The sequence below is a fragment of the Aeromonas sp. FDAARGOS 1407 genome, assembly GCF_019048725.1.
GTDB lineage: Bacteria > Pseudomonadota > Gammaproteobacteria > Enterobacterales > Aeromonadaceae > Aeromonas > Aeromonas enteropelogenes.
This window is the reverse complement of the sequence record NZ_CP077399.1, coordinates 3,975,224-3,988,213: the sequence shown is the minus strand read 5'-3', so window position 1 is coordinate 3,988,213 and position 12,990 is coordinate 3,975,224. Positions and strand designations below refer to the sequence as shown.

Below are 12,990 nucleotides of genomic sequence, written 5' to 3'. Positions count from 1 at the left end.
CTTAGCTGAACTGGTTGAACTCCTGACGCAGCTTGCGAAAACGCTCCTGCTGGGCCGGGTTGAGGGGGATGCCGTCGAGCACGTCCAGGGTGTCTTTGCACTCGGCACCAAATTCCGGGCTCTTGCGGTTTTTCTGCATCAGTTGCAGCAGCACCTGGATCTTGTTGAGAGCCGCACCGGTATTGGCGGGGGCGCGGCGCAGGGCCTCGCGAAAATGGCCGAGGGCCTGCTCCAGCTCGCCACTCTGATAGGCCTTGATCCCCAGATCGTTGAGCTGCTGGTAGCGCTGACGCCGCTCCAGCACCGTCTTGTCATCCCGGGTTGCCTGGATGCAGGTGGTGAGCAGCCGATCGCCATCTTCCGCCAGCAGGCTCTGCAGGCTCTCGGCATATTCGAACTCGCCAAGCTGGTAGAGGGCGAGGATGGTCTCCCCGAGCAGGGCCGGCGGCATGGTGGCCGGCTCGTCGAGCCAGTTCTGGTTGGCGCGATAGAGCATCTTCTTGCCCTTGAGCAGCTCCCCCAGGGCGATCTGCACCCTGGCCTGGCAGATCTGCTCGAATACCGGGTAGTTGAACTCCGACATCATCAGGGAGTCGCGAATGCGCGACAGGGCGCTGTTCACCTGTTTTTGCAGGTTGGCGATGTGGTAGCTGTCGTTGCTGTTGAGGGCGTAGAGGGTCAGGGTCTGGATATAGGCCCCCAGGTAGTGGGGGGTGCGGTGGATGGAGTTGCGCGAGAGATCGATGAGCGAGAGCAACACATCCTTGGCCTGGGCGTAGTCGTGGCGCTGCAGGCACACCTCCGCGAGCCGGCGCGAGAGCGGCACCGACTGGGGGGAAATATCCACTGCCCGCCTGAGCTCCTGCTGGGCCTGTTCATCCTTGCCCAGCGCCAGCAGGGATTCCGCCAGCCAGCGATGGGCCTCCACCATCAGGGGCGTATTCTTGAGGGTCGCCTGCAGGTGGCTGACCGCTTCTTCATGAAGCCCCAGGGTATTGCATGCCTTGCCCAGGGTCAGCCGGGCCCAGCTGTTGTCCTGCCCGGCCAGCAGCTGGCGCATCAGGGTTCGGGCCTCCTGGGCCTGGCCCAGCTTGAGCTGGGTGTCGGCCTGCAGGCAGCGGCAATAGTTGGCAAAGCGGGGCACGGCTTCGGCCCGTTCGGCACAGGCGGTGAGCAGGGCGGGCAGATTGTTGTCGGCCAGGGCAGAGAAGATGCTGGAGAGGGCCTGACGGCGGGCCAGTGCGCGTTTCAAGCGAAACGAGAACTGCTCCTGGGAAAAGGGCTTCATCAGGTATTCGTCGGGCTCGGCCTCGAGGGCGCTTAGCACCATGGCGCGGGAGCTGTCGCCGCTCACCATGATCACCACGCTTTTGGGAGGGATCAGGTTCTGATCCCGCAGGCTTTCGAGCAGCTGGCGGCCATTCTCGCCGACCCCGAGATCGTAATCGATGAGGTAGATGTCGTAGCTGCCCTTCTGGCAGCGGCGGCGCGCCTCCTCGGCGTTGTTGCAGAAGGTGATGTCGCTGATGCCGATGTTGATCAGCATCGCCTTCATCATCACCTGGAATGTGCGTTGCTCGTTGACCATCAGAATGCGCTGGGGCTTGGGCGCGGTTTTCTTTTCAGGCTCTTTTTCCGGTGTCTGCATCTGTCAGGGTCGAGGCGCTGCGGGCTGATGGGGGCAGTGTGCCACCAAAGGGCCCGCAGAGGCAATTGGCCCGCAGCGATTGGATGGGGCGGACAAGGGGGGGCATTTAGCCCCGGTCAAATGAGCCTTGTCAGGCTCTTGTCGTTTCTGGCGGTCAGGATTTCTCCCGGGCCAGATAGGGGGCAAACTGGGGGGTGTACTGCGCCTTGAAGCCGTCACCACTCTTGACGATGAGATAGACCGCCAGCTGGTGCGCCTTGGCGAAGGCCATCGCCTGTTCGGGTCCCATCACCATGAGGGCGGTGTCGAGGGCATCGGCCTCGAGCGCGGTCGGGGTGATCACGCTGGCGGAGACCAGCTTGTGGGTGATCGGCTGACCGGTGGCGGGGTCGATGATGTGGGAGTAACGCTTGCCATCAAGCTCGTAATAGTTGCGATAGCTGCCGGCGGTGCTGAGGGCCATGCCGTTCGGGCTCACCACGTCCGAGAAGGCGCCAGGCTGATCGGAAGGCTCGACGATGGCCACTTTCCACGGCTTGCCCTTGCTGTTGTTGCCCTTGCTGCGCACCGCTCCCGCCACCTCGATCAGGTAGTTGTTGACCCCCTTGCCTTCGAGCAGGGCGGCAATCTCGTCGGAGGCTGCCCCTTCCCCCAGGGTGGAGAGGTCGAGATAGAGGTCCGGAATGGACTTGCCGAGCAGGAAGTGATCCCCCTGGGGGAGCAGGGTCAGCTTGTCGATCCCGACCCTCTGGCGGGCATCATTGATGGCCTGTGCATCCGGTCGTTTGACCGGTCGCTTGTCCGGGCCAAAGCCCCACAGATTCACCAGTGGGCCCACGGTCACATCCAGCTTGCCGCCGGTGAGGTGACCGGCGTCGATCCCCTGCTGCACTATCCTGGCCATGGCGGTTGGAATGGCCATGGGGGCATTGGCGGGGCCTTGATTGAAGCGGGAGATGAGGGAGGCGGGATCGTAGGTGGAGATCTCCTTGTTCATCCGGGCCAGCAGGCGCTCCACCTCTTCTTTCAGCGCCGGCTCCCCCCCCGGGAAGGGATCGCTCAGGGTCACCACATAGTAGGTGCCCATGGTCTTGCCCTGAATACGGGTCTGGGCGGGTGGCGTGGGCTGGCAGCCGGTCAGGGCCAGCAACAGGACAAACAGCAGACCACGCAGGGCCGGCAGAGGGGAAATCGGCATCATGGGAAGGCGTCTCGCACAGAGGTTGCATCATCGGGGCGCTAGCTTAGCCAAGGGGAGGGCGGCAAGCACCGGAAAATGACCGGAAAAATTAAACAGCCCGGGTCACTTGCCGGTGAAAGGGAAGGGAAATATTGCCTGTCGGGTGAGCTGGCCCGCACCTTTGCGCTAAAGTCATCGCCGATTGAAGACAATCGGGTAAGATGAAGGTCGATTTTGACGACATCTTTGCTGGCCTCTTCCTGTTGTGCCAAGCGAACCTGTTGTCATCCATTGCTCATCCAAGGAGAAGATGATGAAAAAGGCGATTACCCTGCTGTTTCTGACTACCCTGGCCGCTCCGGTGCTGGCTGACGAGTGCGCACTGGTTATCGAAGGCAATGATGCCATGCAGTTCAATCTCAAGGAGATGACGGTACCCGCCACCTGCAAGGAGGTGACGGTGACCCTGAATCATACCGGCAAGCTGCCGGTGACCGGCATGGGCCACAACTGGGTATTGTCTCCCACCGCCGATTACCAGGCCGTGGCCACCGCAGGCATGAGCGCCGGTGCCGAGAATGACTATCTGCCCAAGGACGATCCGCGGGTGCTGGCCCACACCAAGCTGATCGGCGGCGGCGAGAGCAGCAGCGTCACCTTCAAGACCGAGGGGCTGGCCGGTAAAGACCTCACCTTCTTCTGCTCCTTCCCGGGTCACTTCGCCATGATGAAAGGCACCTTCAAGGTCGGTTAATCGCCCTTGTAGCAACCAGCAAAAAGCCGGGATGATCCCGGCTTTTTTGTCTTCGTCATCTGCCAGATGAAGCGAGTCATTTATGTTGCAGGGTAAAGAAGGCGATGGTGGTTTTTTTCCCGCACTCGAAGTGGATGCTCTGTTCGCCGTTGATCACCAGAGTCTCGTTGGGCGCGACGCTTTGGCCCTGCACGGTGAGCTGGCCCTCCAGCAGGTGGCAGAGGTAGTGCTTGTCTGCCTCCAGGGTGAGAGCGAGCGGGAAGGGGAGGGTCAGCACCCGCACGTTGGCGCTGATGCGATCCGGATGGTAGATAAGCCCGAGATCCGTCACCTCTTTTTTCAGCAACTCGCAGTGGGTTTCGTCGTCGCCGCTGAAGTGGGCCGCCTCGAAGGTGGCGTAGGGGTGGCGGTTAAGCACGAAGCCGGCGCCGCTCACGGGCAACAGGATGCGCTGATAGCCGGGGAAGCGGGAAAAGGTGCCCGCCCCCTTGATGGGGGCCGAACTCAGCCGGTAGTCAAAGTCGAGCCCATCTAGGGTTGCGCCCTTGGGGGAGATGAGGATCTGGGCTGTGGTGCCCTGCTTGTTCTTCCAGGGCATCTTCTGGTGGTCAGACTCTTTGATCAGGGTGATCACGGCATTTCCTCATAATCGGTCAATAGACAGGGAGCCGGGCTTGCCGCCCCGGCTCCCTGATAGGGCATGGGGATGATGGCGTCAGCCCTGACCATCCAGCGCTGCCAGGCGGGCCTCCATGGCGGCCAACCGGTTCTTAAGTTCGCTCACCTCAAGCTCCAGCTCGCTCAGGCGATCCGCGGCAGGGGAGGCATAGGCGGCCGCCGGGGCCGACTCCATCAGGGCCTGGATATCCACCTCGCCGCTGAACAGGTGGGCGTAGCGGGATTCCCGCTTGCCCGGCTCGCGGGGCAGCTTGACCACGTAGGGGCCGCGTTCGATCAGGGTATTGAGCACCCCATCCACCTGGGTGACGTCGTCGAAGCTGCACAGGCGGTTGGTGCGCGAGCGCAGCTCCCCCGGGGTTTGCGGGCCGCGCAGCAGCAGCTCGCAGATGATGCCAAGCTCGCGGGCATCGAACTTCAGCTCGCCGAACTCGGTGTTGCAGAATCTGTGCTGGTAGCGGGGCACCCGGGCGTTGAAACCTGCGGTGTTGACCACCAGACGCTTTCTGATCAGCTCGTCCACCACGGCGCGGATATCGAGCTCGGAGAGCTCCAGCACCGGCTCGCGGTTGCTCTTCTGGTTGCAGGCGTTGACCAGGGCGTTGAGGGAGAGGGGATATTGATCCGGGGTGCAGATCTCTTTTTCAATCAGGCAGCCGATGACGCGGGCTTCCAGTGGGCCAAGTACTAACTCCATTTCCTACTCCCTTCTGAATCGATATAAGCAAGTGCCCCTATCTTAGTCATGGCCCGGATGGCGTCCAGCGTGGCGCCCCATTTTTGCGAAGCCGCCGCGGCCTTGGCGAAAGGCTCGCCAACCGGGCTCAGGGGCGCTCGCGATAGAAACGGGCCTTGTCGGTATACATGGCGTCGTCCGCCACCCGGCTGAGGTTGGCCAGCGGGGTCTGTTCGCTGCAGCTCCAGCCGATGGCAAAGCGCAGGGGGAAGTGTTGCTCCCCATGGTACGCCATGGCGCTTTGCTGGCTCTCCTTGAGCCGGGCCGCGAGCCGTTGGCAGCCCGCCTCATCCGCCTCGGCCAGCAGCACGAACTCATCCCCGCCGATGCGGAAGATCTGCTCGTCCTGGCGGCAGTGGGTGAGCAGCAACTGGGCCATGCCATTGAGCAGGGCATCACCGGCCTCGTGGCCATAGTGATCATTGGTGTGTTTGAGTCCGTTGAGATCCAGCATGAAGAGGGAGAGAGGACGCTCGGGATGGCGGGCATGCACCGCCTGATAGTGGGCAAACGCCTCCTCGAAGGCCTGACGGTTGGGCAGGCCGGTCAGGTTGTCGGTGCGGGCCACCCGGGCCAGCTCATCGGTGAAGAGCCGCCCCTCGATCCCAGTCGCCAGCTGTTTGGCAAACAGGTGGAGGATGGCGTCATCGTCAGGCTCCAGCCCTTCGGCGCTCACCATCAGGTAGCCAAACAGCACGCCACCCTGGCTGCCGGGCAGGGGCAGCACCCGCCAGATCTCATCGTGCCACGGGTATGGGCTTGGGGGGACATCTTCCGCCACCAGTCGGGTCAGCTTGGCGGTCAGCCGTGCACGCTCGGGGGCCGCCAGCTCCTGGGTCAGCACATAGGGCTCCTGCCCCTCGCGCCGGATCACCAGCCCCCAGCGATGGCCATGGTAGAGCTGGGAGAGCTGATGCAAGGCGGAAGTGGCCAGCTGGGAGATGTTCACGTCCAACTGCTGGTGCAGGGCGAATTGCAGCCAGGATTGCAGTATGTGACGGCTGCGCTCTACCCGGCTCAGGGCCGAACGCAGCGCCGTGGTCTGGGTGGCCACTTCCAGCTCCAGCTTGTCGTTGAAGTCGCGTAGTTGCTGGTTGAAGGCCTCCTTCTCCCGGTTGGCCAGCTGCAACTGCTCGTTTTGCTGGTGCAGCGCCATCACCTGCGCCGAGATGGTGCGGGCCATCTCCTGCAGCAGGCGGCGCACCTCGTCGTATTCCACGAAGCGCAGCGGGGCGAGCTGTTGCTGGTAATCGCCCCGGCCGTAGCCACGCACCATGGCCGCCAGGGCGACCAGGGGCCTGCTGAGCCAGCGGGTGAGCCAGATGCACACCAGCACCACCAGCACCAGCATGACGACGATGGACCAGGTGAAGATGCGCTGGGAGTTGTTCAGTTCCTGCACCCGGTCGTTGTTGTAGCTGGAGAGGGTGATGGTCGCCTGCAATCCATCGCTCAGCAGGGGCCAGTCGATGGACATGGGGTGTTCCATCTCCAGCGACATGTCCGGATCGAGGGCGAGATCGGTGGGGACCGGACTCTGGTAGAGCAGCGTCTGATCATGGGTGATGCTCAGTGACTCCCGCCCCTTGAGGTAGGGCTCCAGCACCCGGGCGATGTTCTTCCAGGGGAGGATCGCCAGCACGAAGCCGGAAGGTGTCTGCAACACGCCGGCTCGCTGGTAGTTGCGATAGACGGGGGCCACCAGGGCGATGCCGCCGCTCCCTTGTCCGCCCGGCATGGCGCTCAAGGCGGGATCGCTGACGGGAAGCAGCAGGTGTTTGCCCTGGCGGGCTTCCCGGGTCTTGCTCCAGGTCAGCAAGGGTGCGATGAGATCGCTCGATTCCAGCATGGTGGCACGGCCGTTGACGTACTCGACCACCTGACCAGACTTGTCGAGCAGGTAGGCGGCGTGGATCAGATCGTTGCCCTTGACGAAGCTGGCGAGGATCAGGCGAGCGTGGCTCGAGAAGAGGAAATTGTCGATAGCCTGGTGGAGCACTCTGTCGTGGCTGAGCTGGTTGAGCTGGGTACCGATGAGTTCGCTGCGAAAGCGCACATCCCGGGCCATGCTGGCAAGGGCACGTTCGAGCTGATCCTGCTCGCTCTGGGCGATGATCTCGTGCTGCCGGGTCAGCAGCACCCCGCTGGCCAGCAGGGTGGGCAGCAGGGCGACGGCGAACAGGATGACCACCAGGGTCGGTCCCAGGCGAAAGGTGCGGGTACTCATGGTGCATTGACCTGAAGATGCTGGCGATCCGCCAGCTGTTGCATGTAACGGGCTGTGTCGGTCGCACTGCCTCCCTCCCGGGCCCGTTCAAAACCGGTGGCCATCGCCTGCCAGGCGACCGCCATGGCGCTCCCGGAAGGCATGGGGGCGCTGCGGGTGAACTGTTCAAGCAGCACGCGGGCACGGGGATCCGGGCTCTGGCCGATGGCGGCAAAGGCATCCCGATTGACTGGCAGCAGGGCGCCGCGGCGGTAGATGAAATCCTGGGTATCGCTGCGCTGGATAAAAGCCATCAGGGCCTGGATGACGGGACGGCGATCCTCATCCTCCATGGCGGATGCCGCAACGCCAATCACATAGGCGCCGCTCATGGAGCTCATGGGACGTGTCTGCCAGGCGGGCAGCAGAGCCACCCCCAGTCTCTCGCCCATGTTTTTCGTCAGATCGCTGAAGGCCCAATCCCCGTTGATGAGATAGGCGCTCCTACCCGTGCTGAAGCGGGAGAGAGCTGCGTCATAGTCGCCATCGGGATCGACCCAGCCCTGACGGGCCACGGTACGGTAGGCCTCCAGTGCCTGCACCATGGCAGGGGTATCGAGGGTGATGCGCCCGTCAGTCACCGGGGAGCCCCCGAAGGTGCGCAGGAAGGCGGCAAGATAATACATATCCTCATAGGGCCAGCTGATGGGCATTATGCCCCTGGCCGTCAGGTCGGGGGCGATCTGTGCAAACTGTTGCCACTCGGTCACCGGGGTGGAGACCAGCTCTTTGTTGTAGAACAGCATCAGGTGGTTGCCCTGCATCATGGGCATGCCCCAGCGCTGCCGATCGAGGGTGACATAGGAGAGCGTCTCGGCCATCAACTCGTTGGAGAACCAGTCTGCCGGCAGGGGGGCGAGCTTCATCTGACGGTAAAGCCCGAGAAAATCGGAGGGGATCAGCATCAGATCCGGCAGCCCTCTGGACTGGGCCGCCAGCAGGATATCCCCCTTGATCTTGCTGGGCTCTATCTGCAGTACGCACACCCGCTGATCCTGTTCCCGGTTGAAGCGGGCGATCACCTCGTCGATGACGTAGCCGGCCTGTTGGGAGTGCCATAGCTCCAGCGCGGGGCCGCGGGCCTGCAGGGGAGAGGTGAAGCAGAACAGAGCAAGCAGCAACAGCACATGGAAGGGGAATGTCATATTCATATTATTGTCGGCGTTAGCCATTGAATCACAAGGGAAAAATTTAACAAATAACCACCTTGGCAGGTAGCGCTATTGTCCCGCTAATTGACATAAATAGCAAAAAGCCCGGCACGGAAGCCGGGCTGAGGGATAAATTGCTTATCCGGATATTCGTTGAGGCATCTATTGCTGTGGATGTTGCTTGAGGATCTCGTATATCTCCTCTTTCAGTTTCAGTTTCTGTTTTTTCAGATCCTTCACCTCGGAGCTGTAATCGCTGGCATGGTGTTTTTCCAGCTTCCTTATCTCCTCATCCAAGTCGTTGTGCAAGTCAAACATCTTCTGGAAATGGACATCACTGCTCTTCAGTTTCGAGATGAGTTCTCTGTACTCTGGGAACATGTAATGGAGCCTCCTTGGTTTCGTTTGATTGTGCCTGTGAATCCAAGCTACCCCTTCGCCGTGGTGAGGAATGTGATCCCGATCGAATTTGATGCCATTCGTTGGGTTCTGCTAGCGGAACATTTTTAACTAATTGAATTTAAATAAAATAATAAAATAATCAATGATGGCGATGCGACGAATTTGTGCGCACCTTCACAGAAGTCGGCCAACGCAGCGGCAAACAAAAAGGGACCCCAAGGTCCCCTCAATGACGGTCGGCAGTCTTACTCCCTGGTCTTGTCCACCGGCTCTTTCTTCTTGCTCTTCTCAGGCAGCGGCTTGCCACCGCGGGCGATCACCTTGCCGGCCTCGAAGCCAATCTGGGCGGCCAGCTCCTCGAGATCCGGTGCCTTGGCCTGATCGCCAATGGCATAACGGTAGTTGGCGATGGAGAGCTTCTCTGCCACCGGGGTACCGGGGACGATGGGCTCGCGCCAGCCCTGGCCGATATGGGCTACCAGGGTACCGTTCATGAGGAGTTCGCCAACGATCTCCTGGGTCGGGGTACCCTTGCCGTAGGTGAGGCCCTGCGGATGCTTCTTGCCCACCAGCGGGGCGTCGCTGGCTGGGATCAGCTTGGTGCGGATCAGCCACTTGGGATCCTTGGTGTTACCCACCGCCTTGCCGGTCTGGTACTCGTTGATCTTGATGGTCTTGATCATCTGGGCCATGAAGTCCTTGGTCAGCGCCTTCTGGGCTTCGCTGGTCTCATCGATGGCGATGGGGGCCACATACCAGGTCTGGGGCGCCACTGCCTTGGGGGTGGAGGGGGCGGTTTGCGCCAGTGTCAGCGGGCTGAGCAACAGGGCAGCGAGCAAGAGTCCTATCTTCTTCATTGTGATTCCACTTATGTTTCAACCAGAATTTTGTTTTGCCAGCGGCGACTGCGCCAGCGCCAGAACATGGCCAGACCGCGTACCCACTCGTCGCAGGCAAGGGCCAACCAGATGCCGACCAGTCCATAGCCCAGCATGATACCAAGGAAATAGGAAAGGGGTACGGCAATTCCCCACATGGAGATGAGCGCCATGTAGAGCGGGAAACGGGCATCCCCGGTAGCACGCAGGGCGTTGATCACCACCAGGTTGAAGGTGCGGCCGGGTTCGAGGATGAGGCTGATCAAAAACAGCTGCGCCACCTGAGTGATGATGTCGGCATCATCGGTGAAGAGCGAGATGATGGAGCGGCCGTTGATGGCGGCGGCCAGCGCGATGATGCAGGTGACGAGGAGGCCGAGTTTGAGGCTTTTCATCAGTTGCTGGTAGGCGCGATCGAACTGCCTGGCCCCCGCCAGGTGGCCGATGATGATCTCGTTGCCAAGGCCGATGGAGAGGCCGAACAGCAGGATGAACAGACAGATCTGGAAGAAGTAGGACTGGGTGGCCAGCGCCTTGTCACCGAGCAGGCCGACAAACGCGGTCACCACCATGAACTGCAGCATCCAGGAGAGGTTCTCCCCGGCGGCGGGCAGGCCGATGTGCAGCACCTTGCCCAGCATCTCGCGGCTGGGATGCACAATATCGCACGCCTTGAGGTGGATGCCGGTCTTTTTGGCCACCAGCCACACCAGCAGCACCACCCCTACCAGACGTCCTGCCACCGTGCTGATGGCGACCCCGGCCACTCCAAGTTGGGGCAGGCCGAACCAGCCGTAGAGCAGCAGCAGGTTGCCGACGAAGGTGATGAGGTTGACGATAAGCGTCACGTACATGGCCTGACGGGTGTGACCGTGGGCGCGCAGGGTCGCGGCCAGACAGAGCGCCGCCGCCTCCGGCAGCAGGCACAGACCGATGATCTGCAGGTAGAGGGTGGCGTCACTCATCAGGTGAGCGGGCAGGTTCATCAGCGTCAGCATGGTGCCGGCCCCGGCCATGACCCCGATGGCGGCGATGAGGCCGATCAGCAGGTTGAAGCCGATGGCTGTGTGGATCACCACCCGGCTCTTCTCCTTGTCGCCGGCCCCCAGATACTGGGTGATCACCACGCTGGTGCCGATGCTGACGAAGCTGAACAGGGTGATGGCGAGATCGAATACCTGGTTGCCGACCGCCAGCGCCGCCACCCCCTGATAGGAGACATGGCCCACCATGAAGGTATTAAGGGCGCCGGTCAGAAAGTGCAGGGCGAGATCGATAAATAGCGGCCAGGTGAGCGCGAACAGCGTACCCGGACCTGCGTGGGATTGAGTTTGCATGGTGTGTCCAACGGCTGGTGGCACGCGAACGGTGCCATCTGGTCGGGCATTTAACACCAAGAGGCTGGCGGGTGCAATCACCGGCCCGCGCTGTGCGCCGGCCGGTGATCCGGATCGGTAGGGTCTTGGGATCAGGCCGGGGTGGCGCCGGCTTCCTGTTCGCTTGGCAGGGTGAGGCGCGCCGAGTCGGGCAGGGCGTCGTCCTGGGGCCAGCGGGAGAGGAGGGCATCCGTGGTGCTCTCGGTGACCTCGTCATCCTTGAACACCGGCTCGCGGTAACAGCGGGTCATGCGCAGGGCCTGATACATGTCGGGGCAGAGGATGATCCCTTCATCTCCTACCCGAACCCCGGCCTGTTTGAGCCAGTGGGTCATCTGGCCGTGGCGGCCCGCCATCACCATGTGGATACCGCGCCGTTTCAGCTCCTTGTGCAGCTCCCCCACCATGCTCATGACGCTGATGTCCTGATGGGTGAAGCAGGCCACCGCATCGATCACCAGGCACTGGGGACTCAGGGGATCCTGCACCAGCAGTGCCAGCACCCGCCGTTTGAAGTAGGGGGCATTGAAGTAGGTCAGCGGCGAGTTGAAGCGATAGACCAGGATGCCGGGAATGGCTTTGGCCTGCTCGTTGTCCCCCAGGGTGCGCACCACCCCCTCGTCGTCCATGCCGAGCAGCTGATCGGTGGGGCGCATCACGTTGCGCAGGAACTGGAACAGGCCGAGCAAGACCGCGAGGGTGATCCCCGGAATAACCCCCATGGTCAGCACGCTGATAAAGGTGATCAGCGCCAGCCAAAACGCCGAGCGATCTGAGTGGCGCAGAGCCCACAAGCCGCGAAAATCGGTCAGCGACAGGGAGGCCATCACCAATACCACCCCGAGCGCCGCGGTGGGAATGTATTGCAGCGGGCCGGTCAGATAAAAGGTGATGATGGCGATGACGGCTGCGGCGATGATGGAGACCAGCTGGCTCTTGCCGCCATTGGCGTCGTTGACTGCGGTGCGCGAATCGGCCCCGCTGATGGCAAAGCCCTGGGAGGCGGCGGCCGCCAGGTTGGCCATGCCCAGTGCCCTGAACTCCTTGTCCGCGTCGATTTCGTAACCGTTCTTGGCGGCGAAGCTGCGGGCGGTGAGCATCATGGAGACGAAGCTCACCATGGCGAGGTTAAGCGCCGGCAGCACCAGTTCGCGCATCAGGCCGGGGGGAAACTCCGGTATCTGGAACGCGGGCAGGCCGGAGCCGACGCTCCCCAGGGTGGCGATATGGAACTGGTCAAGATCCAGCGCCCACACCAGGGCCGCCGTCACCACCATGGCCACCATGGAGGAGGGCCAGGCAGGCTTGTAGCGCTTGGCCAGCAGCAGGGTAAGCAGGGCGATCAGGCTCATGGCCAGGGTCGGCAGATGGGTCTGGGTGATGTAGTTGGCGCCGCTGGCGATCCGCTCGATGAGGTAGCGTTCGTCGAAGGTGAAACCGAAAATTTTGGAGAGCTGGCCCACTATGATGGTGATGGCCACCCCGTTGAGCAGCCCCATCAGGATTGGGCGGGAGAGAAAGTCCGCCAGCACCCCCAGCTTGAAGCGGCTGGCGATGAGGCACCAAAAGCCCGTCATGGCTGTCATGGTCATCACCAGCTGCCAGTGACGGGTGGGATCCCCCGCCGCCAGCGGTGTCACCACGGCGGCGATGACGGCACAGGTGGCGGCATCCGGTCCGACGATCAGCTGGCGGGAGGTGCCGAACAGGGCGTAGACCATCATGGGCAGGATGCAGGAATAAAGGCCGACGATGGCACCGACCCCGGTGAGTTCGGCATAGGCGATGGCCACGGGCAGGGCCACGGCGGCCACCGAGAATCCGGCGCGAAGGTCCGGCATCAGCCAGGCGCGCTGGTATTGCAGCAGGGCGGCGAGGCCCGGTAGCCAGCGTTCGAGTGAGAAAAATTCGCGCATTATTT

At 62.2% G+C, this 12,990-nt stretch carries 11 protein-coding genes; 1 reads left to right on the top strand and 10 read right to left on the bottom strand.

Features of this window, described 5'->3' with window-relative positions; translation table 11 throughout:
- Position 1: 1 nt before the first annotated feature.
- On the bottom strand, positions 2 to 1,648 hold the full coding sequence (locus I6L37_RS18695) for a tetratricopeptide repeat-containing response regulator (RefSeq protein ID WP_216992640.1): 1,647 nt from the start codon (positions 1,646 to 1,648) through the stop codon (positions 2 to 4).
- Positions 1,649 to 1,802: 154 nt separating this feature from the next.
- A complete protein-coding gene (locus I6L37_RS18690) occupies positions 1,803 to 2,849 on the bottom strand; it encodes an FAD:protein FMN transferase (protein WP_197064526.1) in 1,047 nt (348 codons plus the stop codon).
- Positions 2,850 to 3,141: 292 nt separating this feature from the next.
- Between I6L37_RS18690 and azu the strand changes: the two genes are divergently transcribed.
- Entirely contained in the window at positions 3,142 to 3,582 is a 441-nt protein-coding gene (azu, locus tag I6L37_RS18685; RefSeq protein ID WP_026457528.1) for an azurin, read from the top strand.
- Positions 3,583 to 3,658: 76 nt separating this feature from the next.
- Here the strand turns inward: azu and I6L37_RS18680 are convergent, their stop codons facing one another.
- From I6L37_RS18680 to I6L37_RS18645, 8 genes are all read right to left on the bottom strand, one after another.
- The gene (locus tag I6L37_RS18680; RefSeq protein WP_216992639.1) at positions 3,659 to 4,216 is read right to left on the bottom strand and encodes a HutD family protein; all 558 of its coding nucleotides are present in this window, start codon (positions 4,214 to 4,216) and stop codon (positions 3,659 to 3,661) included.
- An 81-nt stretch (positions 4,217 to 4,297) separates the two neighbouring features.
- Positions 4,298 to 4,957 (bottom strand): YceH family protein, encoded by a 660-nt coding sequence (locus tag I6L37_RS18675; RefSeq protein WP_042069951.1) that lies wholly within the window; start codon positions 4,955 to 4,957, stop codon positions 4,298 to 4,300.
- Between the two features lie 127 nt (positions 4,958 to 5,084).
- Positions 5,085 to 7,223: a diguanylate cyclase gene (locus I6L37_RS18670; RefSeq protein WP_042069950.1), complete on the bottom strand. Its 2,139-nt coding sequence runs from the start codon at positions 7,221 to 7,223 to the stop codon at positions 5,085 to 5,087.
- Positions 7,220 to 8,413: an extracellular solute-binding protein gene (locus I6L37_RS18665; RefSeq protein WP_042070061.1), complete on the bottom strand. Its 1,194-nt coding sequence runs from the start codon at positions 8,411 to 8,413 to the stop codon at positions 7,220 to 7,222. The genes I6L37_RS18670 and I6L37_RS18665 overlap by 4 nt, the downstream gene beginning before the upstream one ends.
- Positions 8,414 to 8,575: 162 nt before the next feature.
- Positions 8,576 to 8,794: a YdcH family protein gene (locus tag I6L37_RS18660; protein WP_026457390.1), complete on the bottom strand. Its 219-nt coding sequence runs from the start codon at positions 8,792 to 8,794 to the stop codon at positions 8,576 to 8,578.
- Between the two features lie 266 nt (positions 8,795 to 9,060).
- Complete coding sequence (locus I6L37_RS18655) at positions 9,061 to 9,672, bottom strand: hypothetical protein (RefSeq protein WP_042069949.1); 612 nt, start codon at positions 9,670 to 9,672, stop codon at positions 9,061 to 9,063.
- 11 nt (positions 9,673 to 9,683) lie between these two features.
- Positions 9,684 to 11,030, bottom strand: coding sequence for an MATE family efflux transporter (locus I6L37_RS18650; RefSeq protein ID WP_042069948.1), 1,347 nt, complete (start codon positions 11,028 to 11,030; stop codon positions 9,684 to 9,686).
- 131 nt (positions 11,031 to 11,161) lie between these two features.
- Positions 11,162 to 12,985: a SulP family inorganic anion transporter gene (locus I6L37_RS18645; RefSeq protein WP_042069947.1), complete on the bottom strand. Its 1,824-nt coding sequence runs from the start codon at positions 12,983 to 12,985 to the stop codon at positions 11,162 to 11,164.
- Between the last annotated feature and the right edge of the window lie 5 nt (positions 12,986 to 12,990).